The organism is Microbispora sp. NPDC049633 (assembly GCF_040675265.1).
GTDB lineage: Bacteria > Actinomycetota > Actinomycetes > Streptosporangiales > Streptosporangiaceae > Microbispora > Microbispora maris.
In genome coordinates this window covers 72,381-98,712 of the sequence record NZ_JBFAOO010000003.1, presented here as the reverse complement: position 1 = coordinate 98,712, position 26,332 = coordinate 72,381, and the positions used below count along the sequence as shown (strand labels likewise).

The 26,332-nt window shown below is 70.0% G+C and carries 25 protein-coding genes and 1 tRNA gene; 15 read left to right on the top strand and 11 right to left on the bottom strand.

The features are described 5' to 3' along the window. Positions 1-600: PAS domain-containing protein (locus AB0J39_RS02120; protein ID WP_363460856.1), on the bottom strand; the 600-nt coding region annotated here is incomplete at its 3' end. A gap of 97 nt (positions 601-697) precedes the next feature. Here AB0J39_RS02120 and AB0J39_RS02115 point away from each other — a divergent pair. Continuing rightward, on the top strand, positions 698-1,408 hold the full coding sequence (locus tag AB0J39_RS02115) for a GAF and ANTAR domain-containing protein (protein ID WP_169978127.1): 711 nt from the start codon (positions 698-700) through the stop codon (positions 1,406-1,408). A gap of 79 nt (positions 1,409-1,487) precedes the next feature. Here the strand turns inward: AB0J39_RS02115 and AB0J39_RS02110 are convergent, their stop codons facing one another. After that, positions 1,488-1,844, bottom strand: a complete 357-nt coding sequence (locus AB0J39_RS02110; protein WP_363460854.1) for an STAS domain-containing protein — start codon at positions 1,842-1,844, stop codon at positions 1,488-1,490. 188 nt (positions 1,845-2,032) lie between these two features. Between AB0J39_RS02110 and AB0J39_RS02105 the strand changes: the two genes are divergently transcribed. The 3 genes from AB0J39_RS02105 to AB0J39_RS02095 all read left to right on the top strand — a co-directional run bounded on the left by AB0J39_RS02105 (position 2,033) and on the right by AB0J39_RS02095 (position 4,663). After that, on the top strand, positions 2,033-2,812 hold the full coding sequence (locus AB0J39_RS02105; protein ID WP_363460852.1) for a SigB/SigF/SigG family RNA polymerase sigma factor: 780 nt from the start codon (positions 2,033-2,035) through the stop codon (positions 2,810-2,812). 120 nt (positions 2,813-2,932) lie between these two features. Beyond that, on the top strand, positions 2,933-3,349 hold the full coding sequence (locus AB0J39_RS02100) for an ATP-binding protein (protein WP_363460850.1): 417 nt from the start codon (positions 2,933-2,935) through the stop codon (positions 3,347-3,349). Positions 3,350-3,364: 15 nt separating this feature from the next. Next, positions 3,365-4,663 (top strand): NAD(P)/FAD-dependent oxidoreductase, encoded by a 1,299-nt coding sequence (locus AB0J39_RS02095; RefSeq protein WP_363460848.1) that lies wholly within the window; start codon positions 3,365-3,367, stop codon positions 4,661-4,663. 44 nt (positions 4,664-4,707) lie between these two features. Here the strand turns inward: AB0J39_RS02095 and AB0J39_RS02090 are convergent, their stop codons facing one another. From AB0J39_RS02090 to AB0J39_RS02065, 6 genes are all read right to left on the bottom strand, one after another. Continuing rightward, on the bottom strand, positions 4,708-6,696 hold the full coding sequence (locus AB0J39_RS02090; protein ID WP_363460846.1) for an ABC transporter ATP-binding protein: 1,989 nt from the start codon (positions 6,694-6,696) through the stop codon (positions 4,708-4,710). Beyond that, the gene (locus AB0J39_RS02085; RefSeq protein WP_363460844.1) at positions 6,693-8,426 is read right to left on the bottom strand and encodes an ABC transporter ATP-binding protein; all 1,734 of its coding nucleotides are present in this window, start codon (positions 8,424-8,426) and stop codon (positions 6,693-6,695) included. The genes AB0J39_RS02090 and AB0J39_RS02085 overlap by 4 nt, the downstream gene beginning before the upstream one ends. A gap of 149 nt (positions 8,427-8,575) precedes the next feature. Beyond that, positions 8,576-9,082, bottom strand: a complete 507-nt coding sequence (locus tag AB0J39_RS02080; protein WP_363460842.1) for a CBS domain-containing protein — start codon at positions 9,080-9,082, stop codon at positions 8,576-8,578. Between the two features lie 132 nt (positions 9,083-9,214). Further along, positions 9,215-9,409 (bottom strand): hypothetical protein, encoded by a 195-nt coding sequence (locus AB0J39_RS02075; RefSeq protein WP_111700666.1) that lies wholly within the window; start codon positions 9,407-9,409, stop codon positions 9,215-9,217. 7 nt (positions 9,410-9,416) lie between these two features. Then, positions 9,417-10,361 (bottom strand): hypothetical protein, encoded by a 945-nt coding sequence (locus AB0J39_RS02070; RefSeq protein ID WP_363460839.1) that lies wholly within the window; start codon positions 10,359-10,361, stop codon positions 9,417-9,419. After that, positions 10,358-10,999: a hypothetical protein gene (locus tag AB0J39_RS02065; protein ID WP_363460837.1), complete on the bottom strand. Its 642-nt coding sequence runs from the start codon at positions 10,997-10,999 to the stop codon at positions 10,358-10,360. Before AB0J39_RS02065 ends, AB0J39_RS02070 begins: the two co-directional genes overlap by 4 nt. Positions 11,000-11,117: 118 nt before the next feature. Between AB0J39_RS02065 and AB0J39_RS02060 the strand changes: the two genes are divergently transcribed. Next, positions 11,118-11,456 (top strand): DUF6458 family protein, encoded by a 339-nt coding sequence (locus AB0J39_RS02060; protein WP_363460835.1) that lies wholly within the window; start codon positions 11,118-11,120, stop codon positions 11,454-11,456. 9 nt (positions 11,457-11,465) lie between these two features. Here AB0J39_RS02060 and AB0J39_RS02055 read toward each other — a convergent pair whose 3' ends face one another. After that, entirely contained in the window at positions 11,466-11,900 is a 435-nt protein-coding gene (locus AB0J39_RS02055) for a hypothetical protein (RefSeq protein ID WP_363460833.1), read from the bottom strand. Between the two features lie 92 nt (positions 11,901-11,992). Here AB0J39_RS02055 and AB0J39_RS02050 point away from each other — a divergent pair. Then, positions 11,993-12,066, top strand: a tRNA-Pro gene (locus tag AB0J39_RS02050). Positions 12,067-12,535: 469 nt separating this feature from the next. Here the strand turns inward: AB0J39_RS02050 and AB0J39_RS02045 are convergent. Together AB0J39_RS02045 and AB0J39_RS02040 are read right to left on the bottom strand one after the other, a co-directional pair. After that, positions 12,536-12,940: an arsenate reductase ArsC gene (locus AB0J39_RS02045; RefSeq protein WP_363460864.1), complete on the bottom strand. Its 405-nt coding sequence runs from the start codon at positions 12,938-12,940 to the stop codon at positions 12,536-12,538. A 406-nt stretch (positions 12,941-13,346) separates the two neighbouring features. After that, on the bottom strand, positions 13,347-14,378 hold the full coding sequence (locus tag AB0J39_RS02040; protein ID WP_363460831.1) for an inorganic phosphate transporter: 1,032 nt from the start codon (positions 14,376-14,378) through the stop codon (positions 13,347-13,349). A 1,169-nt stretch (positions 14,379-15,547) separates the two neighbouring features. On the opposite strand from AB0J39_RS02040, the gene AB0J39_RS02035 reads away from it, so the two are divergent. The 9 genes from AB0J39_RS02035 to AB0J39_RS01995 all read left to right on the top strand — a co-directional run bounded on the left by AB0J39_RS02035 (position 15,548) and on the right by AB0J39_RS01995 (position 26,319). Further along, complete coding sequence (locus tag AB0J39_RS02035) at positions 15,548-16,276, top strand: MIP/aquaporin family protein (RefSeq protein WP_363460829.1); 729 nt, start codon at positions 15,548-15,550, stop codon at positions 16,274-16,276. Positions 16,277-16,408: 132 nt separating this feature from the next. Then, on the top strand, positions 16,409-18,148 hold the full coding sequence (locus tag AB0J39_RS02030) for an OPT/YSL family transporter (RefSeq protein ID WP_363460827.1): 1,740 nt from the start codon (positions 16,409-16,411) through the stop codon (positions 18,146-18,148). Between the two features lie 105 nt (positions 18,149-18,253). Next, complete coding sequence (locus AB0J39_RS02025) at positions 18,254-18,388, top strand: hypothetical protein (RefSeq protein ID WP_259402773.1); 135 nt, start codon at positions 18,254-18,256, stop codon at positions 18,386-18,388. A gap of 115 nt (positions 18,389-18,503) precedes the next feature. Beyond that, the gene (locus AB0J39_RS02020) at positions 18,504-20,024 is read left to right on the top strand and encodes a radical SAM protein (RefSeq protein WP_363460825.1); all 1,521 of its coding nucleotides are present in this window, start codon (positions 18,504-18,506) and stop codon (positions 20,022-20,024) included. 14 nt (positions 20,025-20,038) lie between these two features. Continuing rightward, positions 20,039-20,884, top strand: coding sequence for a methyltransferase domain-containing protein (locus AB0J39_RS02015; RefSeq protein ID WP_363460823.1), 846 nt, complete (start codon positions 20,039-20,041; stop codon positions 20,882-20,884). Further along, on the top strand, positions 20,875-22,254 hold the full coding sequence (locus tag AB0J39_RS02010; protein WP_363460821.1) for a TldD/PmbA family protein: 1,380 nt from the start codon (positions 20,875-20,877) through the stop codon (positions 22,252-22,254). Before AB0J39_RS02015 ends, AB0J39_RS02010 begins: the two co-directional genes overlap by 10 nt. After that, positions 22,238-23,578 carry a metallopeptidase TldD-related protein gene (locus AB0J39_RS02005; protein ID WP_363460819.1) on the top strand — a complete coding sequence of 447 codons (1,341 nt, stop codon included), beginning with the start codon at positions 22,238-22,240 and terminating at the stop codon, positions 23,576-23,578. The genes AB0J39_RS02010 and AB0J39_RS02005 overlap by 17 nt, the downstream gene beginning before the upstream one ends. A gap of 15 nt (positions 23,579-23,593) precedes the next feature. Next, complete coding sequence (locus AB0J39_RS02000; protein WP_363460817.1) at positions 23,594-24,817, top strand: FAD-dependent oxidoreductase; 1,224 nt, start codon at positions 23,594-23,596, stop codon at positions 24,815-24,817. Then, positions 24,814-26,319, top strand: coding sequence for a hypothetical protein (locus AB0J39_RS01995; protein WP_363460815.1), 1,506 nt, complete (start codon positions 24,814-24,816; stop codon positions 26,317-26,319). The genes AB0J39_RS02000 and AB0J39_RS01995 overlap by 4 nt, the downstream gene beginning before the upstream one ends. Positions 26,320-26,332: the final 13 nt, after the last annotated feature.

Genomic DNA, 26,332 nt, shown 5'->3' with positions numbered 1-26,332 from the left:
GTGCCGCCGGGCCGCCGCCAGGAGAGCGGTGTCGTCGGGCGCGCCCGTCCGCACGGGCGGCTCCGGCAGCTGGACCTCGGTGGGCAGCACGACCCCGGCGATCATCTCCTGCGGCTCGCCCGGCATGCGCAGGCGGCTCAGCACCAGCCGTACGGTGTGGGCGCGCCCCTGGTGGGTCAGCCGGGTCTGGAGCGAGGCGTTGTCCTCGCCGTGGAGGACGGCGGCGAAGCGCTGCCGGAAGGCGGCGCGGGCGGTCACGTCGACGAGCAGCGGGAAGGCGCGGCCGATGAGGTAGCCGGCGGGGCTGCCGAGCAGGCGGGTGGTCTCGTTGTTGATGCGGCGCACCGTGCCGCCCGTGTCCATGATGATCACGGGGATCGGCAGCGCGCGGAACACCTGCCGCAGCAGCTTCTGTTCGCGCTGGCTGCCGCCGTCCCTGCGCCTGCGGCTGCGCACCAGCTCGCTCAGGGCCTTGCGGAGCAGTTCCTCGGCGGCGTCCAGCTCCCGTAGCATCGCACCCGGATCGGGTTCGTCCCGTAGGGTGGCGATGCGGTCGGCGAGCCCGCTCAACGCGCGCTCAAGCTCGGCGGTGTCGGGCAAGCTGCCCCCCTCTCTCGACGTAGACGCTACGCCAAACCCCGGGTCTAATCGATCCAGCCTGGATTAACCCGGAAACAATGGGAATGGTCTTTCTACCATGGAGACGACATCCATCCTCGCGCGTGACCTCGCGGCTCTCGGCCGTGTTACGGAGGGCACGTCGGCCGAGAGCGTTTTGCGCGGCATCACCGAGGCGGTGGCGCGGGGCGTCCCCGGCTGCGCCGGCGGCACCGCGGAGCTGTGGATGGAGGAGCGCGTGCTGCTGGCCGCCTCCCACAGCGAGCTCACCGCGCTCATCGACCGGGAGCGCGACCTGCGGGAGGGCCCGTCGAGGGAGGCGCTGGCCACCGGGCGCCCGGTGGCGATCCCCGACGTGATGCGCGAGTCCCGCTGGTCCCGCTACGCCGCCACCGCCGTGCGGCAGGGGGTGCGTTCGGTTCTCGTCGTGCCGATCGCCGTGGAAGGCGCCGTCATGATCCTCGGCCTGTACGGCGTGCGCCCCGGGGTGTTCGCCCCCGGCGGGTCGCTCATGGCGCTGCTGCGCGAGCAGGTCACCGTGGCGCTGGCCAACATCTGGGAGTTCGACGACGTCCTGACCGGGGCCGCGCAGATGCAGGAGGCCCTGGCGGGGCGGTCGGTGATCGACCAGGCCAAGGGCATCATCATGTCGAAGAGCGGCTGCTCCGCCGAGGAGGCGTTCGAGGAGCTCAGGCGGGTGTCGCAGCACCACCAGGTCAAGGTGGCCGACCTGGCCAAGCTTCTGGTCACCGAGCACCAGCAGAAGCACGGGGGAGCGGCTCCCGCCTGAACCGGTGCGCGGGCGGCCCCTTCGCGGGCTCAGCCGGGCGCAGGTGAGTGCAGGTGGGCTCAGGTGGGTCAGGCCGGCTTCAGGCGGCGAACGCGGCCAGGGCCTCGTCGAGGGTGTCGAACAGCGGCAGCCGCTCCGACAGGCCGGTCACCCACATCACCTTGGAGTTCGGGTACTGCACCGCGATCAGCGCGAAATTGCCGCCGGCCGTGGTCGAACGCTGCCAATGATGCACGATCAGTCCCAGGGCCCGGGAGTCCATGAACGTGACGGCGCCCAGGTCGAGGATCATGTCGGGGCCGTGGTCGTCCGCCGCGGCGTCCAGATACTCCGAGAACTGCTCACGTGTCGTGGCGTCGAGGACGCCGTTCACATGGATCACCACGATGTCCCCCGCCATGCTCGACGTCAGGGACAGCAGTCCGTTGTTAGACACCTCGCGCCTCCTCTGCGGCAACATTACTGGTGCCGAAGGGGTGGTGATACTCCTGATTTTGGGGCAATATACTGAAGCAGAGGTCCAGCAGAGGGCCTCGTCTCGATACTGTAGCGAGGCGTGCCTTCTGCGTGGTCACCCCAGCGCGTAGGCGCCCTCGCGAGAAAAAATACGAGGGGACTGCGCAGATGGCTGCCGAGGTCCGTGTAGAGACCGCCAGCAATCCGACCGCCGAAGAGCTCCTGGCCGAGCTGGCCGAGGACGGACTGTCCGAGGAGCGGCGGGAACGCCTCCGTGAGAAGATCGTCGAAATGCACCGCCCGATGGCGAGGGACATCGCCCGGCGGTATCTGAACCGCGGCGAGCCGATGGAAGACCTCCTCCAGGCCGCGTACGTCGGCCTCATGAAGGCCATCAACGGCTTCGACCCCACCCTGGGCCACAGCTTCCGCGGCTACGCCATGGTCACCATGACCGGTGAGGTCAAGCGGCACTTCCGCGACCGCACCTGGGCCGTCCGGGTGCCCCGGCTGTACCAGGAGCGCCGGGCCGAGCTCAACCGGCACGTCGCCGACATGACCCAGGAACTGGGCCGGTTCCCCACCGTCGCCGAGCTCGCCAAGAAGATGGGCCTGTCCGAGGAGGACATGCTCCTCACCATGGACGCCTCCGCGGCGTACAGCACCCTCTCCCTCGACGCGCCGATCGGTGCCGACGACGACGCCGCCGCCCTCGGCGACGTGATCCCCGAAGAGGACGACGCGCTCGACAACCTGGTGGACGCCGAGGCGCTGAAGCCGCTCATCGACCTTCTCCCCGAGCGGGAGAAGAACATCCTCCTGCTGCGTTTCTACGGCAACATGACCCAGGCCGAGATCGCGGCGGAGTTCGGCATATCGCAGATGCACGTCTCCCGGATCCTCCGCAAGACCCTCGACCAGCTCCGGGCGGAGCTCGTCGCGGGATGAGAGGATGCGACGATGCCCAGGACACCGTCTGTGCCAAGGCGGTGTCCCGGGGTATCTTCGTCCTGCCCACAGCCCATAGATCCTGAGACAGCCAGATTTCCGGCGGGAGGCGTGTACCGGGTGAAAGATGACGGCGTTCCCGCGCACGTCACCGGAGCGGCAAGGGAGCGTGCCTTCTCCTTAGCCGATCTGCCCGATCTGCGGGAGTTCGCCGCCGCCGAGGCGCTGCGCCGCGGCATGCGGGAAGACGCGATCGGCGACTTCCTCGTCGCGCTCAACGAGGTCGCCACCAACGCGGTCACCCACGGGTCGACCAAGGCGCGGCTGGGCATCTGGCGGGAGGGGCCGGCCCTGGTGGTCGCCGTCCACGACGACGGCCGGGAGTGGCGTTTCGAGGGGGAGCCGGGCCACGACCCGCCGCCCGAGAACGCGACCAGCGGCATGGGGCTGTGGGTCGCGCGCCTGCTGAGCAACGATCTCCACGTCACCACCGGTCCCAGGGGGACCAGGGTCACGATGCGTTTCCTCCTCGAGTAGGGGTAGGGGACAGCCATGGCTGTCCCACGGATTCTGATCGTCGGCGGCGGATACGTCGGCATGTACACAGCACTCCGCCTGCAACGCAGGCTCCGCCGCGGCGAGGCACTCGTGACGGTCGCGGACCTCGACTCCTACATGACCTACCAGCCCTTCCTGCCGGAGGCTGCCGCCGGGAACATCGAGGCGCGGCACGTCGTGGTCCCGCTCAGGCGGGTGCTGAACAGGTGCCAGATCCTCAGCGGGCGGGTCACCCAGGTGCGGCTGGCCGACCGCAAGGCGGAACTGTCTCCGCACGAGGGGCCCGACCTCACCATCGACTACGACTATCTCGTGATGGCGCCGGGTTCGATCTCACGACTGCTGCCGGTGCCCGGCCTGGCCGAGAACGGCATCGGCTTCAAGACCATCGAAGAGGCCATCGCCCTGCGCAACCACGTGCTCGGCCGTCTCGACATCGCCGCGTCCACCCCGGATCCCGAAGTCCGCCGCAGGGCCCTCACCTTCGTGTTCGTCGGCGGCGGCTACGCCGGCGTGGAGGCCCTGGCCGAGCTCGAGGACATGGCGGCCGACGCGCTCAAGTATTTCGCCGGGCTCAGCCGCGAGGACATGCGCTGGGTGCTCGTGGAGGCCACCGACCGCATCCTGCCCGAGGTGGGCGCCGACATGGGCAAGTGGACGGCCCAGCAGCTGCGCGAGCGGGGCATCGAGATCCGCATGGGCACGCTGCTGAAGTCCGCCGAGGGCTGCCACATCGTGCTGAGCGACGGCGAGGAGTTCGACACCGACACCCTCGTCTGGACGGCGGGCGTCAAGCCGAACCCGCTGGTCGCCGCGGGCGACCTGCCCCTGGACAAGAAGGGCAGGATCAGGGTCGACCCCTACATGCGAGTACACGGGACCGACTTCGCGTTCGCCGCGGGCGACTGCGCCGCCGTCCCCGACCTCACCCGGCCGGGCCAGTTCTGCCCGCCCAACGCCCAGCACGCCGTACGGCAGGCCAAGAGGCTGGCCGACAACCTGCTGGCGGCGCTGCGCGGGCAGGCCCAGCGGCCGTACCGGCACAAGTACGCCGGGTCGGTGGCGACCCTGGGACTCTACAAGGGCGTCGCGCAGATCTACGGCCGGGAGCTGCGCGGGTTCCCCGCCTGGTGCATGCACCGCACCTATCACCTGACGCGGATGCCCACCTTCAACAAGAAGACCCGCATCCTCGTGGACTGGACGCTCGGGCTGTTCTTCCCCCGGGAGATCATCGCGATGGGGGCCATCGAGGAGCCGCGCAAGGAGTTCACCCTGTCCGCCCGTTCGTGACGGTCGCGGACGGTGCCGCGTGACCCTGGGCCACGCGGCACCGTTCACCCGACTTCGGCGGCAGGGGCGTCGTCACCGGCCAGGGCGCCGGCGAACTGAGCGGAGTAGAGCCGGTGGTAGGCGCCCCCGGCGGCGAGCAACTCGTCGTGGGTGCCGTGCTCGACGATGCTGCCCGACTCCATCACCAGGATGAGATCCGCGTCGCGGATCGTGGACAGCCGGTGGGCGATGACGAAGCTCGTCCTGTCGCTGCGCAGCGCGGCCATAGCGTGCTGCACGAGGACCTCGGTGCGGGTGTCGACCGAGCTGGTCGCCTCGTCCAGGATGAGCAGGGACGGGTCGGCGAGGAAGGCGCGGGCGATGGTGATCAGCTGCTTCTCGCCGGCGCTGACGTTGCCGCCCTCCTCGTCGATCACCGTGTCGTACCCGTCGGGCAGGGTGCGCACGAACCGGTCGACGTACGTCGCCCGCGCCGCGGCCCGGATCTCCTCGTCGGTCGCCCGCGGGTTGCCGTAGGCGATGTTGTCGCGGATCGTCCCGCCGAACAGCCAGGTGTCCTGGAGCACCATGCCGATCTGGGAGCGCAGGTCCTCGCGGCGCATCGCGGTGACGTCGACGCCGTCGAGGGTGATGCGGCCCGCGTCCAGCTCGTAGAAGCGCATGATCAGGTTGACCAGCGTGGTCTTGCCCGCGCCGGTCGGGCCGACGATCGCGATCGTGTGCCCGGGCTCGGCCACCAGCGACAGGTCCTCGATGAGGGGCTGGCCGGGGTCGTACCGGAAGGACACGTGCTCGAACTCGACGCGCCCCCGCCGGGTGGCGGGCAGCGCCGGGGAGGCCGGGTCGGGCTCCTGCTCCTCGGCGTCCAGCAGCTCGAAGACCCGCTCGGCGGAGGCCACGCCCGACTGCAGCAGGTTGGCCATCGAGGCGACCTGGGTCAGCGGCTGGGTGAACTGCCGGGAGTACTGGATGAACGCCTGGACGTCGCCCAGGCTCATCGACCCGCCGGCGACCCGTACAGCGCCGACGACCGCGATGGCGACGTAGTTCAGGTTCCCGATGAACATCATCATCGGCATGATGATCCCGGAGATGAACTGGGCGCCGAAGCTCGCGGTGTACAGGGCGTCGTTCCGCTCCCGGAAGACCTCCTCGACCTCCGGGCCCCGCCCGAAGACCTTCACCAGCTCGTGCCCGGTGAACGCCTCCTCGATGTGGGCGTTGAGCGTGCCGGTGTGAGCCCACTGCGCGACGAACTGCTTCTGCGAACGCTTGGCGATCTGCCCGGTCACGATCATCGTGACGGGGATCGTCACCAGCGCGATCGCCGCGAGCAGCGGCGAGATCACGAACATCATGACGAGCACGCCGACCACGGTGAGCAGCGAGCTCAGCAGCTGGCTCAGCGTCTGCTGCAGGGTCTGGGACACGTTGTCGATGTCGTTGGTGACCCGGCTGAGCAGCTCGCCGCGCGGCTGGCCGTCGAAGAACTTCAGCGGCAGCCGGTTCAGCTTGTCCTCGACGTCGGCACGGAGGCGGAACACCGTGCGCTGCGTCACGTCGTTGAGCAGGTAGCCCTGCAGCCACATGAACAGCGACGCGGCGAGGTAGAGCCCGAGGACCCACGCCAGGACGGTGCCCAGCTCGCCGAAGTCGATGCCGCGGCCGGGTACGACGTCCATCCCCGCGAGCATGTCGGCGAAGTCGCCGTGGCCCGAGGCGCGCAGCGCCTGCACGGCCTGCTCCTTGGTCGCCCCCGCGGTCAGCCGTCCGCCGATCACCCCGCTGAAGATCACGTCAGTAGCGCGGCCGAGCAGCTTCGGCCCGATGACGGAGAACACCACGCTGATCACGGCGAGGGCGATCACGGCCATGATCCTCGGCCGTTCCGGCCTCAGCCGCCGCAGCAGCCGGCGGGCCGAGGGGCCGAAGTTCATCGACTTCTCCGTCGGCATCTGGCCGCCGCCGAAGGGTCCGAAACCGCCGCCTCCGCCGGGCCGGGGTCGTACGGGTGCCGTGGGCCGGTCGCTCATGCCGCACTCCCCGCGGTCAGTTGGGACTCGACGATCTCGACGTACGTCGGGCAGGAGCCGAGCAGCTCCTCGTGACTGCCGATGCCGGCGACGACGCCGTCGTCCAGGACGACGATCTGGTCGGCGTCCGCGATGGTGGAGACCCGCTGGGCGACGATCACCACCGCCGCGCCGGCCGTGTGCGGGCGCAGCGCGGCCCGCAGCCGGGCGTCGGTGGTCAGGTCGAGGGCCGAGAACGAGTCGTCGAACAGGTAGATCTCGGGTTTGGCCACGAGCGCGCGGGCGATGGACAGGCGCTGCCGCTGCCCGCCGGACACGTTCGTGCCGCCCTGGGAGATCGGCGCCTGCAGGCCCTCGGGCATCGCCTCGACGAAGTCGCGGGCCTGGGCGATCTCCAGCGCCTCCCACAGCTCCTCGTCGGTGGCGTCCGGGTTGCCGTACCGCAGGTTGCTCGCGACCGTGCCGGTGAACAGGTACGGCTTCTGCGGCACCAGGCCGATGCGTGTCCAGAGCATCCGGGGATCGAGGTCGCGTACGTCGACCCCGTCGATCAGCACGGCGCCGGACGTGGCGTCGACCAGCCGGGGGACCAGGGAGACCAGGGTCGTCTTCCCCGACCCGGTGCTGCCGATCACGGCGGTCGTCTGTCCGGCGGTCACGCGGAAGGAGACGCCGGACAACACCGGCGCCGCCGCGCCCGGATAGCGGAACCCGACGTCACGCAGCTCCAGGTCGGCCCGGCGGTCCACCTGGCGTACGGGGCGCTCGGGCGGGCGCACCGACGACTCGGTGTCGAGCACCTCGGCGATGCGCTCCGCGCAGACCGCGGCGCGCGGAATCATGATCGAGATGAAGGTGGCCATCATCATCGACATGAGGATCTGCAGCAGGTACATGAGGAACGCGGTCAGGGCGCCCACCTGCATCTCGCCGCTGTCCACCCGGGCGGCGCCGAACCACAGCACGGCGACGCTGGAGGCGTTGAGGATCAGCATCACGGTGGGGAAGATGAGCGCGGTCAACCGCCCGACGCGCAGCGCCGTCCCGGTCAGCGCGTCGTTCGCCTCGGCGAAGCGGCGGGTCTCCTCGCGTTCGCGGACGAAGGCCCGCACCACGCGGATGCCGGTCAGCTGCTCGCGCAGCACCTGGTTCACCTCGTCGATGCGGGTCTGCATGGCGCGGAACTGGGGGACCATGCGGAAGACGATCAGCCCGATCGAGACCAGCAGCACCGGGACGCAGACCAGCATGAGCCACGACAGCCCGACGTCCTGACGCAGGGCCATGATGATGCCGCCGACTCCCATGATGGGCGCGGCGACCAGCATCGTGCAGGTCATCACCACGAGCATCTGGACCTGCTGGACGTCGTTGGTGTTACGCGTGATCAGCGAGGGCGCCCCGAACTGGGCGACCTCCCGCGCGGAGAAGCCGCTCACCCGGTGGAAGACCGCCGACCGGACGTCCCGGCCGAACCCCGCCGCCACCCGCGCGCCGTAGTAGACCGCCGCGATCGAGCAGGCGATCTGCACGAAGGACACGGTCAGCATCCAGCCGCCGGTGGCCAGGATGTAGCCGGTGTCGCCGGTGGCCACCCCCTGGTCGATGATGTCGGCGTTCAGGCTCGGCAGGTAGAGGGAGGCGATGGTGCCGACCAGCTGGAACAGCACCACCGCCGTGAGCGCGGACGAGTAGGGCCGCAGGTACGTGCGGAGAAGCCGGGTCAGCACGGCTCTGGTCCAGGGCGGGCGGCGCGTCGCAGGAGGGGCAAAATCATGCGGAACACGGTATATGAGCAGCTAGCTTGCGCACGCATGGTTTTTCGGGGTGAGCCGCGGTGGCGGTGCCGCCGTCCGGGAGGGTGTCCGCCGCGTGTCGTTCAGCGTGGTGCCGGAGCCGGCCCGGGTTGAGTGGCCGGGTCCGGAGCGGGTTGAGTGGCCGGGTCCGGGACGGTAGCGCGGCCGGTTTGCGGGCCGGGCGCGTGGCCGGCCGTGAGGCGTGGGGCGAGGTCGCTCGTGGGGCGTGGGGCGAGATCGGCCAGGGCGACGACGCCGACCGGGTGCCCGTCGACCACCACGGGAAGCTGCTGCACGTCCTTCTCGCGCATCAACCGCGCGGCCTCGGCCACATCCTGGTCCGGGCCGACGGTCACCACGTCACTGGTGCACAGCGTCGCCAGCGGAGTGGTGGAGAGGTCCCTGCCCTCGGCGACCGCGCGTACGACGATGTCCCGGTCGGTCACCAGACCGCGGAGCCGGCCGTCCCCGACCACCGGCACGTCGCCGATCCCGCGGTCGCGCATCAGCTTGGCGGCCTTCGCCACCGGGGCCTCCTCCGGCAGCGTCACCGGATCGCGCGTCATGACCTCTTCCACCTTGTGCGGCATCACGGCCTCCTCGGGGTCCGGGGGACGGACCGGGTTCGCGGCGGTCTCGCGGGTGGGGCTCCCGCGAGACCTTCGTACCCGTCGCGGCCGCGACTCGGTAGGGGAGAAAGACTGATGACGAGGGGGCCGGGGTCAGCGACGGACGCGTCCGCCGCGCCAGCCGCCGCGCCAGGAGTTCACCCCGGCGGTGCCGACGCCGGCCTGGTGCAGGGCGAGCAGGCAGAGACCGAGGGCGATCAGCGCGGTCATGCCGATGCCGATGCTCGCGTTGAGGAGATCGAGGAGGAAGGCGATCCCGAAGACGACCGCCGCGGCGATGGCGAGCATTGTTACCTCACTTCCGGGTCAACTGGGCTAGTAACGCGTGGTACTCGTGCAGGGCCAGGCGCAGCGCCTCGGTGTCGCCCCGCTCGTTGTCCTTCCACTGGTCGAGCAGCGCCTGACGGCGGGTGGTGAAGGCCGACAGGGCCTCCTCCACGAGCGCGTCCGCCTGTTCGATCGAGTGACGGGGATCGTCGACGAACCCCGACTTGATCTCGCGCCACCGGCCTTCCAGCGTCTCGTCCAGGACGGACGCCGCGCCGGAGGCCGCGGTCGTGGTGGTGGCGGGGTAGGCCACGGGGCCGTCCACGGAGGGAACGGCAGGGGTGCCGGCGGTGGTGTACGCCGTGGTCTCCGTGGTGGTGTCCGTGGCGGTGTCCGCCGTGGTGCCGGTCCCGGTGTGCGCGGTGGTGTCCGCCGTGGTGCCGGTTCCGGTGTCGCCGTAGGCCGTGGCGTCCCCGGCCGTCAGGCCGTCCCGGGCGTACCCGGTGCCGTCCGTCCCGGCGTCGGCGTCCCGGATCTCGTACGCGCCGTTGGCGGTGTTGTCGTAGGTCCGGTCGCCCTCGATGTCGTCGTCGACGCGGCCGCCCGCGACGAGGCGGTCGCCGTCGGCGGTGTGCCCGCCGCCGGTCCGGGGCGACGTGAGGACGTCGTCGCCCGCCTGGCCGTACGGCTCACGGAAGCGGCGGCCGTCGCCGTCCGCGTCCGCGTCCGCTTCGGTTGTCCCGTCCGCGCGGTCGCGGGTGTCCCGCGCCGTGGCGTCGGTGTAGCCGGCGGTGTACGCATCGCTGGCCTCGCTGGGGGAGTAGACGGGGCCGGGGCCCTCGTGCTCGTCCCGTCCGGCGTCCGCGAGGGCCCTCTCTCTGCGCGCCTCCTCCTCGAGGGGCTCGGGGGTCTCGGGAGTCGGCTGCTCGGCGACCTCGCCGCGCTCGTCGTGCCTGTTCGTCCGCATCGTCATCGCCTCGCCTTCCGCACGTCCGCGTGGTGACCGTTCATCGTGGCGCCGTCGTAGCCGTCGGCGGTGTACGCGGCGCCGTTGACGTGGTCCTCGGGAGAAACCTCGGCGCCGTCGCCGAGAAGCTCCTGGAACAGCGCACGGTAGTGGACCATCGCCTGACGGAGCTCCTCCGTCGTGGCGTCCTGCCGGGCGGCGCGGCTGCTGATGTCGTGGGCCTTGCGGTAGTGGTCGATCGTGGCGGCGTGCGCGACCGACAGGTCGCTCAGACGCTGCTCGAACTCGTCCGTGGGATAGCCGCGCTCCGCCATCACGGCGGTGACCAGCGCGTCCGCCTCGGTCACGGCGAAGCCGGGAGCGTCGACGAACCGCTCCTGCACCTCGGTCCACTTCCTCGCGTACTGCTCCCGGGTCTGCGGGTCGAGCGGGCGGATGTCCAGCTTGGCGTGGCGCTCCTCGCGGGCGAGCAGCTCCTGCTCGGCCTCCTTACGGCTGTCGCTCTCCCGCACCGTCCGTTCGTACTCGGGCCCGAACCGGTCGCGCAGGTGGCGCCGGCGGTTGCTGGCCGACACCAGGTAGCCGACTGCCAGGATCACCAGCACGGCGACGATCACGACGGCCACCCATGCTACGGCGTTCATATCTGCCTCCAGGGGTGAGTGCGTTGTTCATCCGCACTGCCCGGGAATGCGGCCTTCACGCCTTGCGTAATCGTGGATTCTGCGGGTAAAGGGCGGTTGACCAGCAGAGGAGGTAGCCATGGGCTTCGGGGCCAGTCTCGCCTTCATCGCGGTCGGCGCGGTCCTCGCGTTCGCCGTTAAATGGGACGTTCCTGGAATCGACCTACAAATGATCGGCTGGATTCTCATGCTTGTGGGAGTCGTCGGCATGGTGCTGACTACTCGCTACACGCGCCGTCCGCGGACGACCGAGGAGACGGTGGAGACCATCGAGCCGGACACGATGTACACCGTGGATCCGGCGGCCGAGCCGCACGTCCGCGTCCAGGAGACCGAGTCGCACACCGCCGTCCACCCGGGCGAACGCCACGTGCACGTACGCGAGGAGACCAGGCCCCTGCCCCGCGACGGTGTGTGAGCCGTACGGTCAGGGACTGGTGCCCGCCGCGTCCGTGGCGTCACGGGCCTCGGCGAGGACCCGGGCGACGTGAGAGTCGTCCCCAGCGGACACCTCATGAAAGCCCTGCTCGGGGTCGTAGGCGATGTCGAGCCCGTTGTCGACCAGCCGGCTCGCCCACCGTAGGGCGGTGTTGAGCTTGTCCTTGGGGACCCGACGGCCCTGGGACGCGGCGGAGAGGTTCCGAAGGTTGGTGGCGGGGCCGCTCTGGCTGTGCTCGCGCCGGAGCTTCCAGGGCAGGGCACGGCTGTGGTCGGTCATCGGCTTGGACAAGCCGGCCGCGCGCTTCGCCTGCAGGACGCCCGACTCCGTGACGCCGAAGTGCTCGGCGAGGCGGGCGTTGGTCCATCCCTCGCCGGCCAGCCGGACGAGTTCTTCCTGGTCGATCCGCGCCTTCCTGCCCATGATCGCCAGCCTAGGCCCACCGGCGCGGTTCGTGTACGCACGAGAGCGGAAACTGCGCTAAGGTTTGGATGTGCCCGGGGAGACCAGGGCAACGGGACGTAGCGCAGTTTGGCAGCGCACTTGACTGGGGGTCAAGGGGTCGTGGGTTCAAATCCCGCCGTCCCGACACTGTTGTAGCAGGTCAGAGGCCTGATCACTCTCCAAGTGATCAGGCTTTTTTGATGTCTGACCGTCGTTTGACCGTGAAGCTGAACGTGCCGACCGCTCCCGACCGGTACCTCTCAATACCGGAGCTGACCAGGGGATCCACGGTCAACGAAGGTGCGCGTGGCCGCCGTGTTCAAATGAGCTTCCCTCGTCATCCAGGGAACTGTCCGTTTTGGCGGAATCCAGCGGTGGCGGATCTACTATGTAAAGAGTGGGTGTCTTTAGAAGCGTCCCAAGAGGAACCGCTCTCGTGCGGGTCGTGGCGGACAGCCATTCGAGATGGACTCCGGGCCTTCCTAATCACCCAGCTGCTCGCCGCACTCGGACCCGATCGTGTTCACGAGGCGTGAGAGACCCGAAGGTTGTGGGCGAGGTTGGTGCTAAGGACGCCAACCACGAGAGCCACCCCCGTACTCCTGGGAAGCGCATCAGGGCTTTAGAAGTTCGACCATCAGAACCTTTACCCGGTCGTAGATCTCGTTCCTTATCACGCGCACAGCATCTATGCCTTGCCCGGCCGGGTCGTCGAGTTTCCAATCCTCGTACCGTTTGCCGGGGAGGATAGGGCATGCGTCACCGCAGCCCATGGTGATGATCACGTCGGATGTCTGAACGGCATCGGCAGTGAGGAGCTTCGGGCTTTCGGCACTGATGTCGATGCCGACCTCGCGCATGGCATCGACGGCGACGGGATTGACCTGCTCCGCGGGCGCCGACCCGGCTGACCGGACCTGGACGCGGTCGCCAGCCAGATGAGCGAGCCAGCCGGCCGCCATCTGGGAACGGCCGGCGTTGTGTACGCACACGAACAGGACGCTGGGCATCGGGGGCATGGATGGTCCCTTCGATCTGTTTTGAGCTCCTGATATTCGCTCTGGCTGATGGCGTTCACGGCACGCCTTGCCCTGCTCTCCTGCCGTAGTGCGTCGCTTCGGTGCGGAGGCGTTGCCGATCACGACGTCGCTCACCCTGAAACGCCGCCAGCCCGGAGGAGGCGGAACGCCTCAGGTTGCCTGACGCGACCAGGAGGTTCCACCACTTCTCGAAGCGGTGCTCCTGCTGAGTGCAACCGAAGGCTCCTTCGTCGCTGTCCGCCGTAGCCAAGATGACGCGAGGCGACAAGGGGCGTCGTCGGTTTCCATCCTCCTGACGTACGCCGCCTCGGTCCACCAGACCTCCTGCCGCTCCGCGATTGCCGCCGGCCGCCGGGAACAGTGGTAATCCCGTCTGCTGTGCCCGCTACGAGAGCAGTAGATACGCTCCTGCGGCTACGGCGGCGGCGACAGGCGGTGTGCACAACCAAGCGATCAGAAGGTCACGGACCGTCTTCTTATTGAGCCTGGAGAGATCATTGGCCGCGATGCCGGAGATGGCCCCTGCCGACACCTGCGTGGTCGACATAGGCAAACCCAATATGGCGCCCAGTCCGACGAGGCTCGCGGTCGTGAGGTTGGCGGTGAAACCTTCGACATGAGGAATCTTGATAACGGAGTACGCGAGCCGGTCGGCGATGCGAGAGCCCGCCACGACACCCCCGATGGCCATGGCCGCAGTGACGGCGAACAGCAGGCCGGTCGGGGTCATCCCGCCCACCAGCGCGAAGGTGCCGATAGCAACGATCTTGGGCGCGTCGTTGAGGCCCCGGGCGAAGCTCGCCAGGCCGCTTGTCGCCCAGTGAGCGATTCCGATGGCTTGCTGCGCTTTGGTCGGCTCGACCTGTCTCGTCAAGGTCGCGACCGGTGCAGCATCGCCGTCAAAGACCGGAGCCTGGATTCTTTCCTTCCTCGCAGTACGGATCGTCACGACTTTCCGGGTGATGATTCCTAATACGGCTGAGATGGCGTAGGCCACCAGGATGCTCAGCAGCAGCGGCTGCACGACCTTCCCGAGCAGTCCGTTCCACTCGACCGCGGAGCTGGCGAACAAGCTTCCTGCGCCGAGAAGCGAGCCGACCAGGGCATGGGTGGTGGAGACGGGCAACTTCAGGACGGTAGCCAAGACGACCCAGAAGATGGTTCCGATCAGCACCGCGACCGTGAAAGCCGGGGTGGGCTTGGCGGAGACGATCCCTTTGGAGAACAGATCGGTCATCTTCGAGGCCAACGTCAACGAGACGAGGCAGCCGAGGGTGGTGGCTACGGTGCCCCATGCGATGGCCGTGCGGATTTTCGTCACGCCCGCGCCGGCGAGCGTGGCGACACCCTTCGGTACGTCGTTCGCTCCGTTGGCGGCGGCCAGTAAGAGCACGAGCACAAGTACGAGCACTTCCATGGGTATGCCTCCGGGAGGTAGCGGTGCTCGTGTGGGAGCGCGCGCAGCGAGAGGTATGGCTGGGCTGGACTACACGTCCGCGGGCATCAAACTGAAGAGCAATCTCGAAACCGGCGCATCAGGCGCCGTCTTCCATAGGGTCAGCAGCCGCAGTTGCCTTCTGGGCCGTCGCACGTCCTGCGGCCGGAGTGGCACCGCCCGGCCACGGACCAGTTGCAGCCCTGTGCCGTGAGCAACCGCGGCGAACGGTCCGCGGTACAGCGCAGCCGGCGCCGTGGCGGACTGACACAATGTCGTCGTTGATGTCGACTCTCAGAACGGAGCCGACTGAGCCGATGATCTGTGAGGCGATGAGACGGACCTTCCCGGCGCCGCTGCCCAGGTCGAGCACCCGCTCGCCCGGTCGTACGTAGCCGACGGGATCTCCGCAGCCGTAATCCTTCGCCAATACATCTGAGGGAATTGCCGCAAGGTATTGCGGATCAGGGCAGCGCGGGCCGCCTCGGGGACCCGCGACGCGGCGCTGTAACGCTGTAGCGCTGTTGTACGGCCTTTTCGACGTTCACGCTAACATCACCGGCCTTTGGATCGTAGATCCCCTGTCCGACGGCAATAGCGTCAGGACTATCGGAGCTATCGTCAAGACCTGTGGATGAAGATCCTGTGAACGGCTATTGACTGGTCCCGTGGCGAAGGTCGACTCGATGGGTTGGTCGTGCGCAGATGTACCCAGCGCTCCGCGGGAGAGCAATGATCCAGACCTGTGGATCTGACGGGAAGGGTGCACCTTCCCGAATCAGCTGATCATGGTTTCGAGATTAGGCCGACGCGCCAACTTCGGTCGGGACGTTGCTGTTGTTGAGCAACTGGTCGGCGCGGGCAAGCCTGCCTGCTGCTGAATGTTTCTACTATTTTGGTCTGTCCGGAAATATGCCATCGCGGCCGGGCTCTCGGCGTGGCAGTCAGGTGAACTTCTCGGAAATTGGCGCTACCAAATCGCATTGATATCTGTAAATATCGGTGCGGATGGTGCCGGAAGTGGCGCTTCGGGTCATGTAACGACAGGTCGGCTGGTGCGGTGCAGCAGGACGTCGTGCGGTATGTCATGTCAAGGGGAGGCCTAGCGTGCGTGACTCGTCAGTACATCTCGACCGGATCGGTGATTTTTGGTGAGCCCGGCGTTGCCCCGCCGGGCGCTGGCCGAGTACGTGGGCACGCTGCTGCTAGTGACGGTGGTGGTCGGGTCGGGGATCATGGGGCAGGAGCTTTCGCCCGATGACGTGGGGCTCCAGTTGCTGGAGAACTCGATGGCGACGGTCTTCGGGCTCGGGGTGTTGATCCTCATTCTCGGCCCGATCTCCGGGGCGCACTTCAATCCGGTGGTCACGCTGGCCGACTGGTGGGTGCACCGCAAGCTTTCGCTCTCCGACGTGGCGGTCTACGCCGCCGCCCAGATCGCCGGCGCCATCAGCGGGGCCGTGCTGGCCAACGCGATGTTCGGCAAGGCCGCCGTCACCTGGTCCACGCACGACCGCTCGGCCGGGAACCTCCTACTCGGCGAGGCGGTCGCCACGGCGGGGTTGGTGCTCGTCATCTTCCTGCTGGTCCGCGCGGAGAACGCCCGCCTGGCGCCGGTCGCGGTCGCCTCCTATATCGGCGCGGCGTACTGGTTCACCTCGTCGACTAGCTTCGCGAATCCGGCCGTGACCATCGGCCGGGCCTTCTCGGACACCTTCGCCGGGATCGCCCCGTCCTCGGTGCCGGGGTTCGTCGTCGTCCAACTGATCGGCGGCGTGATCGGTCTTGCCCTGGTCGCCGGGCTGTACGGCCGGGATGCGGGCGCTGCGACGACCGGACGTGTGGACGCCGACCCTCTGCTCGCCGATCGCACGCTGTGATCTGGTGGAATTGGCCGACATGCTGCATGGCGTAATTCCGAAAAGTATCGTAATGGTCACGTAACACGGGTCGTGTGCACGCATAGGCAATCTTGTCAAGACCCTTGACCATTGCCGTCGGCCCCTTTTAATGTGCACCTGTCGGCTGAATCGATAGTTATCTATGTAATTACCCGGTTGAGATGGGGGCGTTCTGTGGAAGGAAAGGAGCGCACCGCATCCTCCACTACATCGCATTCGACTCTGGCGGTAGACGCCCTTGCCGGCTGGCGGGGATCGTACGTCTGGGCCACGCTCATCGGCTTGGCCATCGGCGTGCTGCTCTGCGTCCTCAATGTGCTGGTCCTGTTCCGCACCGGCACGTCCTTCGGAGGGTCGGCGCTGGTGGCCGCGCTGGGCGCGGCGCTGCTCCGGGTGGCGGGGGCGCTCAGCTGGCAGGGCCTCTTCGTCGTCTTCTCCATCGCGTCCAGCGGATACATGGCCACGGCCGCGCTGGACACGGGCATCGGAGCCGTCGTCCTGCGGGCCGGTGAGCTGCCGGCCTGGGGTTTCCTGGTGGTGCTGGCGATGGCCGCGAACGCCGTGGGCATCCTCCTCGGCGGGCTCGTCGCGCGGACGCTGGTGGTCGCCGAGAGGCTGCCCTACCCGACCCTGAAGCCGGCCATTACCCTGATGGCGTCGCTCAGCAGCCCCAAGGACGGGGAGAGCGACCGGCTCGGCCGTATGCTTCCCATCGCCGCCGGCGTGGGCGCCGCGTCGGCCCTGGGGGTCGCCCTGTGGGGCCACGAGGTCACGCCGGAGGTCACGGGCACCCATCTGGCCCTGGCCCTCTCGCCGTTGTTGTACGGGGTCGGGTTCCTCATCGGCCCGCGCGCGTGCGCCTGGCTTGCGGCCGGCGCGGCGTACACCGTCGTCGTGTGGGCGGTCCAGGACGGCACAGAGGGCCGGTCCGTGGCGTACACCGACCATCTGTCCTATCCCTGGGTGCTCGCCGCCGGCGTCGGCCTCATCCTCGGCTACTCCCTCGCCTCGATCGCCCGGGTCCGCGGCCCGCTGGCGCGTTCCCTCCAGGGCGGCCGTCTGCTCCCGGGCCGTACGCGGTGGCTCGCCGTCGCCGTCCTCGTGGGAACGGCGCTCCTGGCGCTGGTGTACCCGTCCCTTCTGCGCTACATCGGCTACGGCCTGCTCGGCGTCGTGCTGCTCGCCGTGATGACCGTGTTCCTCACCCGGGCCGGCGGCGAGATCGGGCTGGTGCCGTTGTCTCCGGCGCTGTACTTCAGCGTCGTGGCCTTCGCCATATCCGGCGCGGACCAGACGGCGGCGTTGCTCATGGCCTCGACCATCTGTTGCGCGGCCCTCGCCGCCGTGTACTTCACGTACTCGGTGAAGGTCGCCCACGACCGTCCCGAGGGCCTGTCCGAGCCGCCCAGGCGGCTGACGGGCTGGACGCAACTGGCGGGCGGCCTGGCCGGTGCAGTGGTCGGCGTCCTGGTGATCGCGGTGCTCAGCCGCGCGGGTGTGCTCGGAGGACGTTCCTTCCCCGCCCCTGTGGCCACCGCGGTCCAATTCGTGGACGCCACCGTCCGGGGATCGACCGAATACCCCGCCACCGTGGCCCTCGCGCTGGCCGTTTCGGGCCCGCTGGGTTTGGGCCTGGCCTTCACCTCGGCCATGCCCACGATGATCGGCCTCGGGGTGCTGCTTCCCCCCGCCGACTCGCTGACCCTTGCCGCCGGAGGCCTGACCCAGTGGCTGCTCACCCGCCGCAACCCCGGCCGGCGCAGCGGCACCGAGATCGTCGCCTCCGGCCTGATCATCGGCGAGGGCCTGATCACCGTCGCGGTGCTCATCGTGCGGGAGGTCCTGAGGTGACCCGCCACCTGGGGCATGCGCCCCGCCAACGACTCTCTCCGCCATGTCGCGGCGGGGAGCGGGCCGGAGAGCGCGGCAGAGATCACAGTGGAGGAGGTGATACCTATGATCGCCATTTCCATGATCGAGAACGCCGAAGTGTCCGAGAAGCAGACCGACTGCTGCACCGCCATGCGCGGCCGGAAGAACCTCGACGTCGTGACCAGCATCATGGCCAACGACCCCGACGGCTGCGAGTGACCGTGGCCGGCGGACCGTACGACACAGGTATCCCCTGCCGCGCCCTCCAATTCCCGGCCCACCCCCTCACCCACCCCCCGGCGGCACCACGGACACCGTTTCTGGGAGACACACCATGCTTGTGAGCCCGAACACCGTCACCTTCTCGGTGGAGCTCCCCGAGGGCACCCTGGACCCGGCCTATCTCGACGAGAGCGGCAAGGTGAGCGTCCTCGCCAACGCGGTGTCCGGATCGATGGACATCGTCACCCCCGCCGAGGTCGCCGTGCTGGAACGAGTCCGCGCCGGAGACGCCGCCGTCGACCGTGAGCTCGTAGCCGGCCTGCTGGAGCGCGGATACGTCTGCACCGACCCGGCCGAGGAGGAGGCGCGCTACCGCGCCATCGTCGACGGCTACTTCCAGGCGATCCAGGAAGCGCCGTTCCAGTTCATGTTCATCCCGTCGTTCGTGTGCAACCTGGCGTGCCCGTACTGCTTCGAGGGCGAGCTGACCACCAAGAGCCCGCGCATGGACGAGGAGATGATCGAGGCCGCGTTCGACACCATCCCCGAGATCCAGGACCGGCACCAGAACTCCGGCCCGCCGTACATCACCCTGTTCGGCGGGGAACCGCTGCTGGACACCGCGTACCAGCGCGGCGCCGTCGAGCAGATCCTGCGCGGCTCGTACGACCGCGGCTACCCGGTCACCGCGATCACCAACGGCGTGGCACTGGACGCGTACGTGCCGATGCTGCTCAAGTACGGCTGCGAGGAGGTCCAGGTCAGCCTGGACGGCACGCCGAGGACCCATGACACCCGGCGGGTGTTCCGCAACGGCAAGCCGACGTTCGAGCTCATCGAGCGCAGCATCGACGTGGCCGCGGAGGCCGGCATCCGCGTGCTGATCCGGGTGCTCGTCGACGAGGACAGCGTGGACGACATGCCGCGCTTCGCGGAGTTCGCACAGGCCAAGGGGTGGCTCGACCACCCGAAGATCCGCCTGTTCAACGGCTTCACCAAGGCCACCACGTTCCTGTACGTCACCCCTGACCACCCCGAGGAGAAGCGCAAGCGCATGGTCCGGGGGGATGTCAAGGCCGGGCTCCAGGAGGCCTTTTGGCGCATGGTTCAGCAGAACCCCCTGGTGGACCGCATGCTGCAGCCCGACCTGGCCCGCATCAGGTCGGCCGTCCTGGAGGGCGACCGCCTACGGCCCAACCTCCAGGGGTGCAGCGCCGGCACGAGCGTCGTCGCCTTTGACCCCAACGGCAAGATCTACGGCTGCCCGGAGACCGTGGGCCGTCCCCAGCACGCCTGCGGGACGTTCTACCCCGAGTTCAGCTACGCGGCCGGCTATCGGGATCCGTGGCGGCACCGCCACGTGGACACCGTGCCCATGTGCCGCGACTGCAACGTGAAGTTGTTCTGCGGAGGCGGCGGCTGCCCCATCAAGGCGTGGGCGGCCAACGGCGGCGACTTCAACACCTGCTACTGCCCCAAGGTGTCCAGCATCACGACGCGTGTCGAGACCCAGTTGGCCTATCTGCTGCCCATGGCGCTGCGCCGGCAGCAGGAGCACGCGAACCGACCGGAAGGAGAAGAGGGAACGTGGGAGCAGATGACACGCGTGGGTTCGTTTCCCTGGATGAGCTGATCCGGCCGGGGACGGTGGCTGAGACGCTCGCCGAGCCGGACGCCTGCGGATGCGCCCCGGCGACCGCGGACCAGGCGGCGGGCTGCTGCGCAGCCCCGGCCGACCAGGGTCCCGTTCCCGTCGAGACGCACGTCAAGAAGCGCTACGACGCGCTGGCGGTGCAGGGCACCAGCACGCTGTGCTGCTCTCCCACGTCGGTGTACACCCCGGAGGAACTCGCCGAGATCCCCGACTGGGTCCTGGAGCTGTCCAGTGGCTGCGGCTCGCCCATGAACGCGATCGGCCTGCGCCCCGGGCAGACGGTCGTGGACTTCGGCTGCGGTGCCGGGCTGGATCTGCTGATCGCCGCGCGCCGGGTGGGTGAGACGGGCCGGGTCATCGGCGTCGACGCGTCGATGCAGATGGTCAGGACGGCTCGGCGCGCGGCCAAGGAGATGGGGCTCAAGAACATCGACGTGCGGGTCGGCGACATCCGGCGCCCGCCGGTGCGTGAGGCCAGCGTGGACGTGGTCATGAGCAACTGCGTCCTCGGCATGTTCCCCGACAAGAAGGAAGTGCTCCACGCGGTCGCGGCCGTCCTGCGCCCCGGAGGGGTGGCGGTGATCTCCGACGTCGTGTACTCCGACGACGGCCCGCCCCCGGCGGACGTGGCGGCCGGCGAGTCCGCCGGCGCGGAGGACTTCGCCCGGTGCGTGGTGGGCATGACCGAGAGCCAGTACCGCGACCTGGTGCTCGGCGCGGGCTTCGGCAGCGTGGACATGCGCAGCGACGGGCTCGTTCCGTACCGCGACGGCGCGCAGGTCACCAGTGCCATGATCTTCGCCTACCGGGACGACAGCCCCGCGCGACCGTGCTGCTGACCGGCGGCTCGCCCGCGCTCTTCCGGGAGGTCGGCCTCCGGGCGGACGACTACGCCGAGGTACGGCTCGAACGCGCCAGGACCGTCGATCTGGTGTGGCGCGGCGACGGCCTGGAAAGCAGCGTGACCAGCCGTGACGAGGGGTGCTGTGCCCGGGTCATCGGCCGGTCGGGGTCGGCGTTCGCGTCGAGCACCGCCATGGACGCCGGGCCGGTGCTGCGTAGGGCCGCGCGCGACGCCGTCGAACTGGGGTGTGCGGCGGGACGCCTCGCCGCACACCGGCCCTACCGGGACGACCGTCCCGGTGAGAGCGGTGAGCTCGCGGAGACGGTCGGCCTGGCGGAGAAGATGGAACTGCTCGGCGCCTACCACGCGGCGGCGCTGGCGGCGCATCCCGGCGTGACCGGGGCGCTGGTCTACTACCGCGAGTCGGTCGCGGACGTGGAGCTGCTCACCAGCGAGGGGACCGGCGTCTCCTACCGGCGCAGGGACCTGACGCTGCAGATCACCGTCTACGCCGACGGCGGCGCCGCGAGGACCGCCGGCTCCGTGTCGGCCGGCAGCGGCGGCGACTTCTCCGTGGTGCGGGGCCTGGCCCCGGACGTGGAGGCCGCCGTCGCGACCGCGGTGGACCTGCGCGCCGCCCCCGTAGTGGCGCCGGGGGAGTACGACGTGGTCTGCGACGGCCCGCTGGCCGGCATTTGGGCCCACGAGACGATCGGGCATCTCGCCGAGGCCGACCACCACCTCGGGGACGCGCCTCTGCAACGGTCCCTGGCCCCCGGACGCCGGCTCGGCCCGCCCATGCTGACGATCACCGATCACCCCGGACGTCCCGGTGCGCGGGGATTCGTACCGGTGGACGACGAGGGCACGGCGGGGTCTCCGGTGGAGCTGCTGCGCGACGGTGTCGTCACCCGGCCCCGGCTGCACGATCGCTCCACCGCGGCGGCCTTCCATGAGGACCCCACCGGCAACGCCAGAGCCCTGAACTTCCGCCACCCGCCGCTGCCCCGGCTGCGGACGATCGCCATCGCCCCCGGCGCCGCGTCCGAGGAGGAGATGATCGGCGGTGTGGCGCGTGGGCTGCTGGCCCGCGGCGTGCTCGGCGGGCAGACCGACCGCGCCGGATTCACCTTCCTGCCGGCGGAGTGCCGGGAGATCCGCGACGGCGAGGTCCGCGGACGGGTCAGAGGCGTGGTGCTGTCCGGTGACGTGCTCGGCGCCTTCGCGGCCATCGACGCGATCGGCCGTGAGCAGTGGCGCGGCGACACATCGGCGAGCTGCGGCAAGCAGGGCCAGAACGCGCTGCCGGTCAGCTCCTGGGCCCCCACGCTGCGATTGCGAGGCATACGTGTCACCTCTGGCTGACCGGCTGGAACAGGTCGGCGCGGAGGCCGCGGCCCGCGCCGACCACTGGGAGATCATGTCAGTCGAGCGCGACGACACCGTGGTGGAGGTCGGCTCGGGCATGCCCGACCTGGTCAGGTCCGCGCACGAGACGGCGCTGTGCCTGCGGGTGCACCGCCACGGCCGGGTGGGCACGGCCACCACGACCCGCCTCGACGACGTGCACGGGCTGGTCGGTGAGGCCGTACGGAACGCGGCTCACGGGCCCCCGGCGTCACGCGACCCGGTCATCGGGAGGAACGCCGCCCCTGAGGCTGTCGAGAGGTCCGCCGCGGATCAGGGCACCCGATCCGTACGGCTCCTGGCCGAGCAGCTGGGCGCGCTGCAACGCTCGGCCGGGCTGACCGTGCACGGCACGGTGACCCGGACCGAACAGGCGGTGCACCGCGCGGCCCCGGACGGGCGGACCACGACCTCGGACCGGTTCTTCCACATCGCCGCGCTGGCGGAAGGGTCGGCCGTCCAGCTGCCCTGGACCGGCTGGACCCGGACTCCGGCGGTGCCCGCCGCGCTCTCCGCGTGGCTGGAGGCCGCGGCCGGCTGGGACGGGCTGCCCGCCGCCGACGCGCCCTCCGGCGACCACGACGTGCTGCTCGCCCCGTCCGCGGTGCACACCCTGCTCACCCCGCTGGTCACCGCGCTGAACGGCACCGCCGTCACTGCGGGCCGCTCGTTCGTCGCCGGGCATCTGGGCGAGCCGCTCCTGCACCCCTCGATCGGCCTGCGCGACCATCCCTCGGAGCCGGCCGTGCCGGACGAGGAAGGCACCGGCGGGCTGGCCTGGCCGGGCAGCGACGACGACGGCGTGCCGTGCGCGCCCCTCACACTGGTCGAGCGGGGCGTCCCGGTCCGGGCGTACCACAGCGTTCGTACGGCGGCCGCGTGTGAGACGGCGCCCACCGGGCACGGGTTCCGGGGCAACGCCCTGCGCCGTACGGTTCTCAAGCCCGCCACGCCGGTGCTCAACGGCGCGACGCTGTCCGCCGGACCGGCCGACGTCGGTTCCTTCGACGACCTGCTGGCCGGTGTCCGCGAGGGGGTGCTCGTCGAGTCGCTGATGGGCGGACACCAGCGCGCCGGCCTCTCACCGGTCGTCGAGGGCAGGCTGCGGCTCGGGTTCCTGATCAGGGACGGACGGGTGGCCGGGATCCTCCGGCAGCGTCCGATCGCCCTGGACCTGCGTGAGGTGCTCGGCCGCCGCTTCCGCGCGGTCAGCGACCGCCGGTGGGCCGTCAGCAGGATCTGGTCGGGCCGCATGCCGTTCGTGCTGGCCGGCGGGACATGACGCGAGGAGCGGCCGATGTATGACGTGATCGTGGTCGGCGGCGGCGTCACCGGGGCCGCGAGCGCCGCCCTGCTCGCGCGGGAGGGTCTGCGGGTCCTGGTGTGCGACCGAACCAGCCTGCCCGCCCCGGCCGTCTCCACCCACTTCTTCGGCCCGACGACGCTGTCCTTCCTGGACAGGCTCGGCGTGCTGGATGAGGTGCTCGCCACCGGCGCGCCACCGCTGCGACGCTGGCACCTGGAGGTCGAGGGCGGGTACTACGGGGCGCCCATGCTGCCCCGCTCGCCGTACCACTACAACCTGTGCGTACGCCGGGAGACCCTCAGCGGGGTCCTGCTGCGCGCCGCGAGCCGGCACGGGGCCGAGATCAGGGAACGCAGCCCGGTGCGGTCCCTCTGCTGGGACGGTGACCATGTCATCGGGATCGAGGGCTCGGGGTGGTCGGAGAAGGCGAGGATCGTCGTGGGCGCGGACGGGCGGGGATCTCCGACCGCCCGTCACGTCGGCGCGGCCACGACCTTCGACGCCGGGGCCATGCGCTGCACGTTCCACGCCTACTGGGAGGACGTCGTCCCCCTGCCCTCGCCCGCGCTGGAGCTGTGGCACGACGACGGCCACGTGCTCCAAGCCGGCCCGTGCGACGGCGGGCGGTGGGTGATCATGTTGTCGGCGCCCGTGGGAGAGTACGCGGCCCTCCGGGGAGACGAGGGGTACGAGCGCCTGCTCCGGTCGATCCCCGCCATGGCGGACCGGTTGCGTGCGGCACGGCGGGTCTCGCCCGTGTACGCGTCGAAGAGCCTGCGGAACTTCCACCGCGAGCCGGCGGGGCCGGGCTGGCGGCTGGCGGGCGACGCCTACTGCCACAAGGACCCGCTGTTCGGGGCGGGCATCACCGACGCCTGCGCGGCGGCGGAGGCACTCGCCGCCACCGTGCCCCTCGCGGTGGACGGCGACACGCCGCAGGCCCGGGAGAGCTACGCGACCACCCTGGACGAGCGCGTCGGGCGCAAGGTCCGCGCGGGTCTGGCGGGGCTGCGCATCGACCCGCCGGAGCCCGGCCAGCTCGCCTGGATCCGCGGCGTGCTGGCCCATCCCGGGCTGGCACTGGAGATGATGCGCCGCTGCTCGGAGCTGTTCGCCGGGCTCCCGGAGGACCGGCGTGACTTCTGGCAGCGGGTCGCCGACGGCGCCTCGGAGGTGCTCGGCCTGCCCCCGGCGGCCTCCGTGGGCCCGTCGTGACCACCGTCCCCGGCTACCTGGCCGGTCATGTCGAGGATCTCGTGGCGCTCCAAGCCCGGGTCGCCCATGCCCGCTGGCTGGCCGCGACGGGACAGGGCGAGGACCACCCGGCGCTGCCGGAGGGCGGCCTCACCTGGCTGACCGACGGCGGGCTCGTCCTCCTGGCACTGGAGCACGGCGACCTGCACTACGCCGGGGAGCTGGTCCTCTGGTACTTCCGCGTCCGGCTGACGGAGGCGACCACGCGGCTGCGGTTGCTCCAGCGCACCGTCACCGCCGAGGCCGGCGGCAGGACGCTCACCCACGGGGAACTGGTCGCCCTCTCGCGGACGGTCACCGACGACCGGCGGCGCGCCGAGGTCCGGGCCGCGCTGGCGGACGTCGGGGAGCGGCTGCGCGAAGGGCGGCGGCGCTGGCTCGACGCGTACGCCGAGGCGCGGGCCGAGCTGGGGTTCCCGACACACGCCGCGCTGGTGCGGGCGCTGCACCCGGAGGTGGACCGGTTCGTGGCCCACGCCCGGAACTGGCTGGACGCCACGCGGGCTGAGTTCCTCAAGCGATGGGACGACTGGCGGGCACGCGACGCGATCTCCACCCCGTCCATGGGGGACGCCCGCCTTGTCGCCGCACGCGCCGTCGTGCCCGAGGGCACCGGCGGCGCTCTCGAGAGCGTCCGCTCCACCGTACGCGAGTGGGGTTTCGGCGGATGTCTGGAACGCATCCTCGTCGATGACGTCGCACGGCCCGGGAAATCGGGCACGGCGTTCTGCTCGCCGGTCGCGCCGCCGGTCGACGTGCGGGTGTCCACCACGCCGGGCACGACGCTGGGGCACTACGCCACGCTTGTGCACGAGTTCGGGCACGCGCTGCACTTCACCGCGGGCACCCGGCACCCCGCCGACCTGTGGCGCACGCACCCGGCGCTGACCGAGGCGTTCGGCTTCACCCTGGAACGGGTCGTCCGGCGGCCGGACTGGCAGCGGCGCCACCTTGGCGTCACGGTGGACGCCGAGGCCGTGGAGCGCCTGTCCTTCGCGCGTGAGCACGTCCGGCGCCTGGTGGCGACCAGTCTCTGCTACGAGATGGCCGTGCACGACGGCTACCCGGACCCGGCCGCCGAGTACGTGCGCTCGTACGAGCGGGAGTTCGGTGTCGCGGTGGACCGAGGGGCCGCGTGGGATCGGATGCAGACCTACCTGGAGGGCAAGCCCTGCTACCCGTTGGTGTATCACCAGGCGTTCATGCTGCGCGAGACGCTGTGGGACCACCTGGCCGACCGGGCGGGGGAGCGGTGGTACGCCGGCCCGGACGCCGGGCCGGCCATGCTGGAGGTCTTCGGGAGGTTCGCCGCGGGCGACAGCGCGGAGGAATGGCTGTCACCCGGCGGCGTCCCGCTCGGACAGGTCCACGGCGAGGGCGAGTTCGGCCCTGGCCGCACCGGTCAGCCTGTCGAACCGGTCATCGGAGGGCAGGCGGTCGATCATTCTCAGCGTGCGCCGTGAGACCGACCAAGAG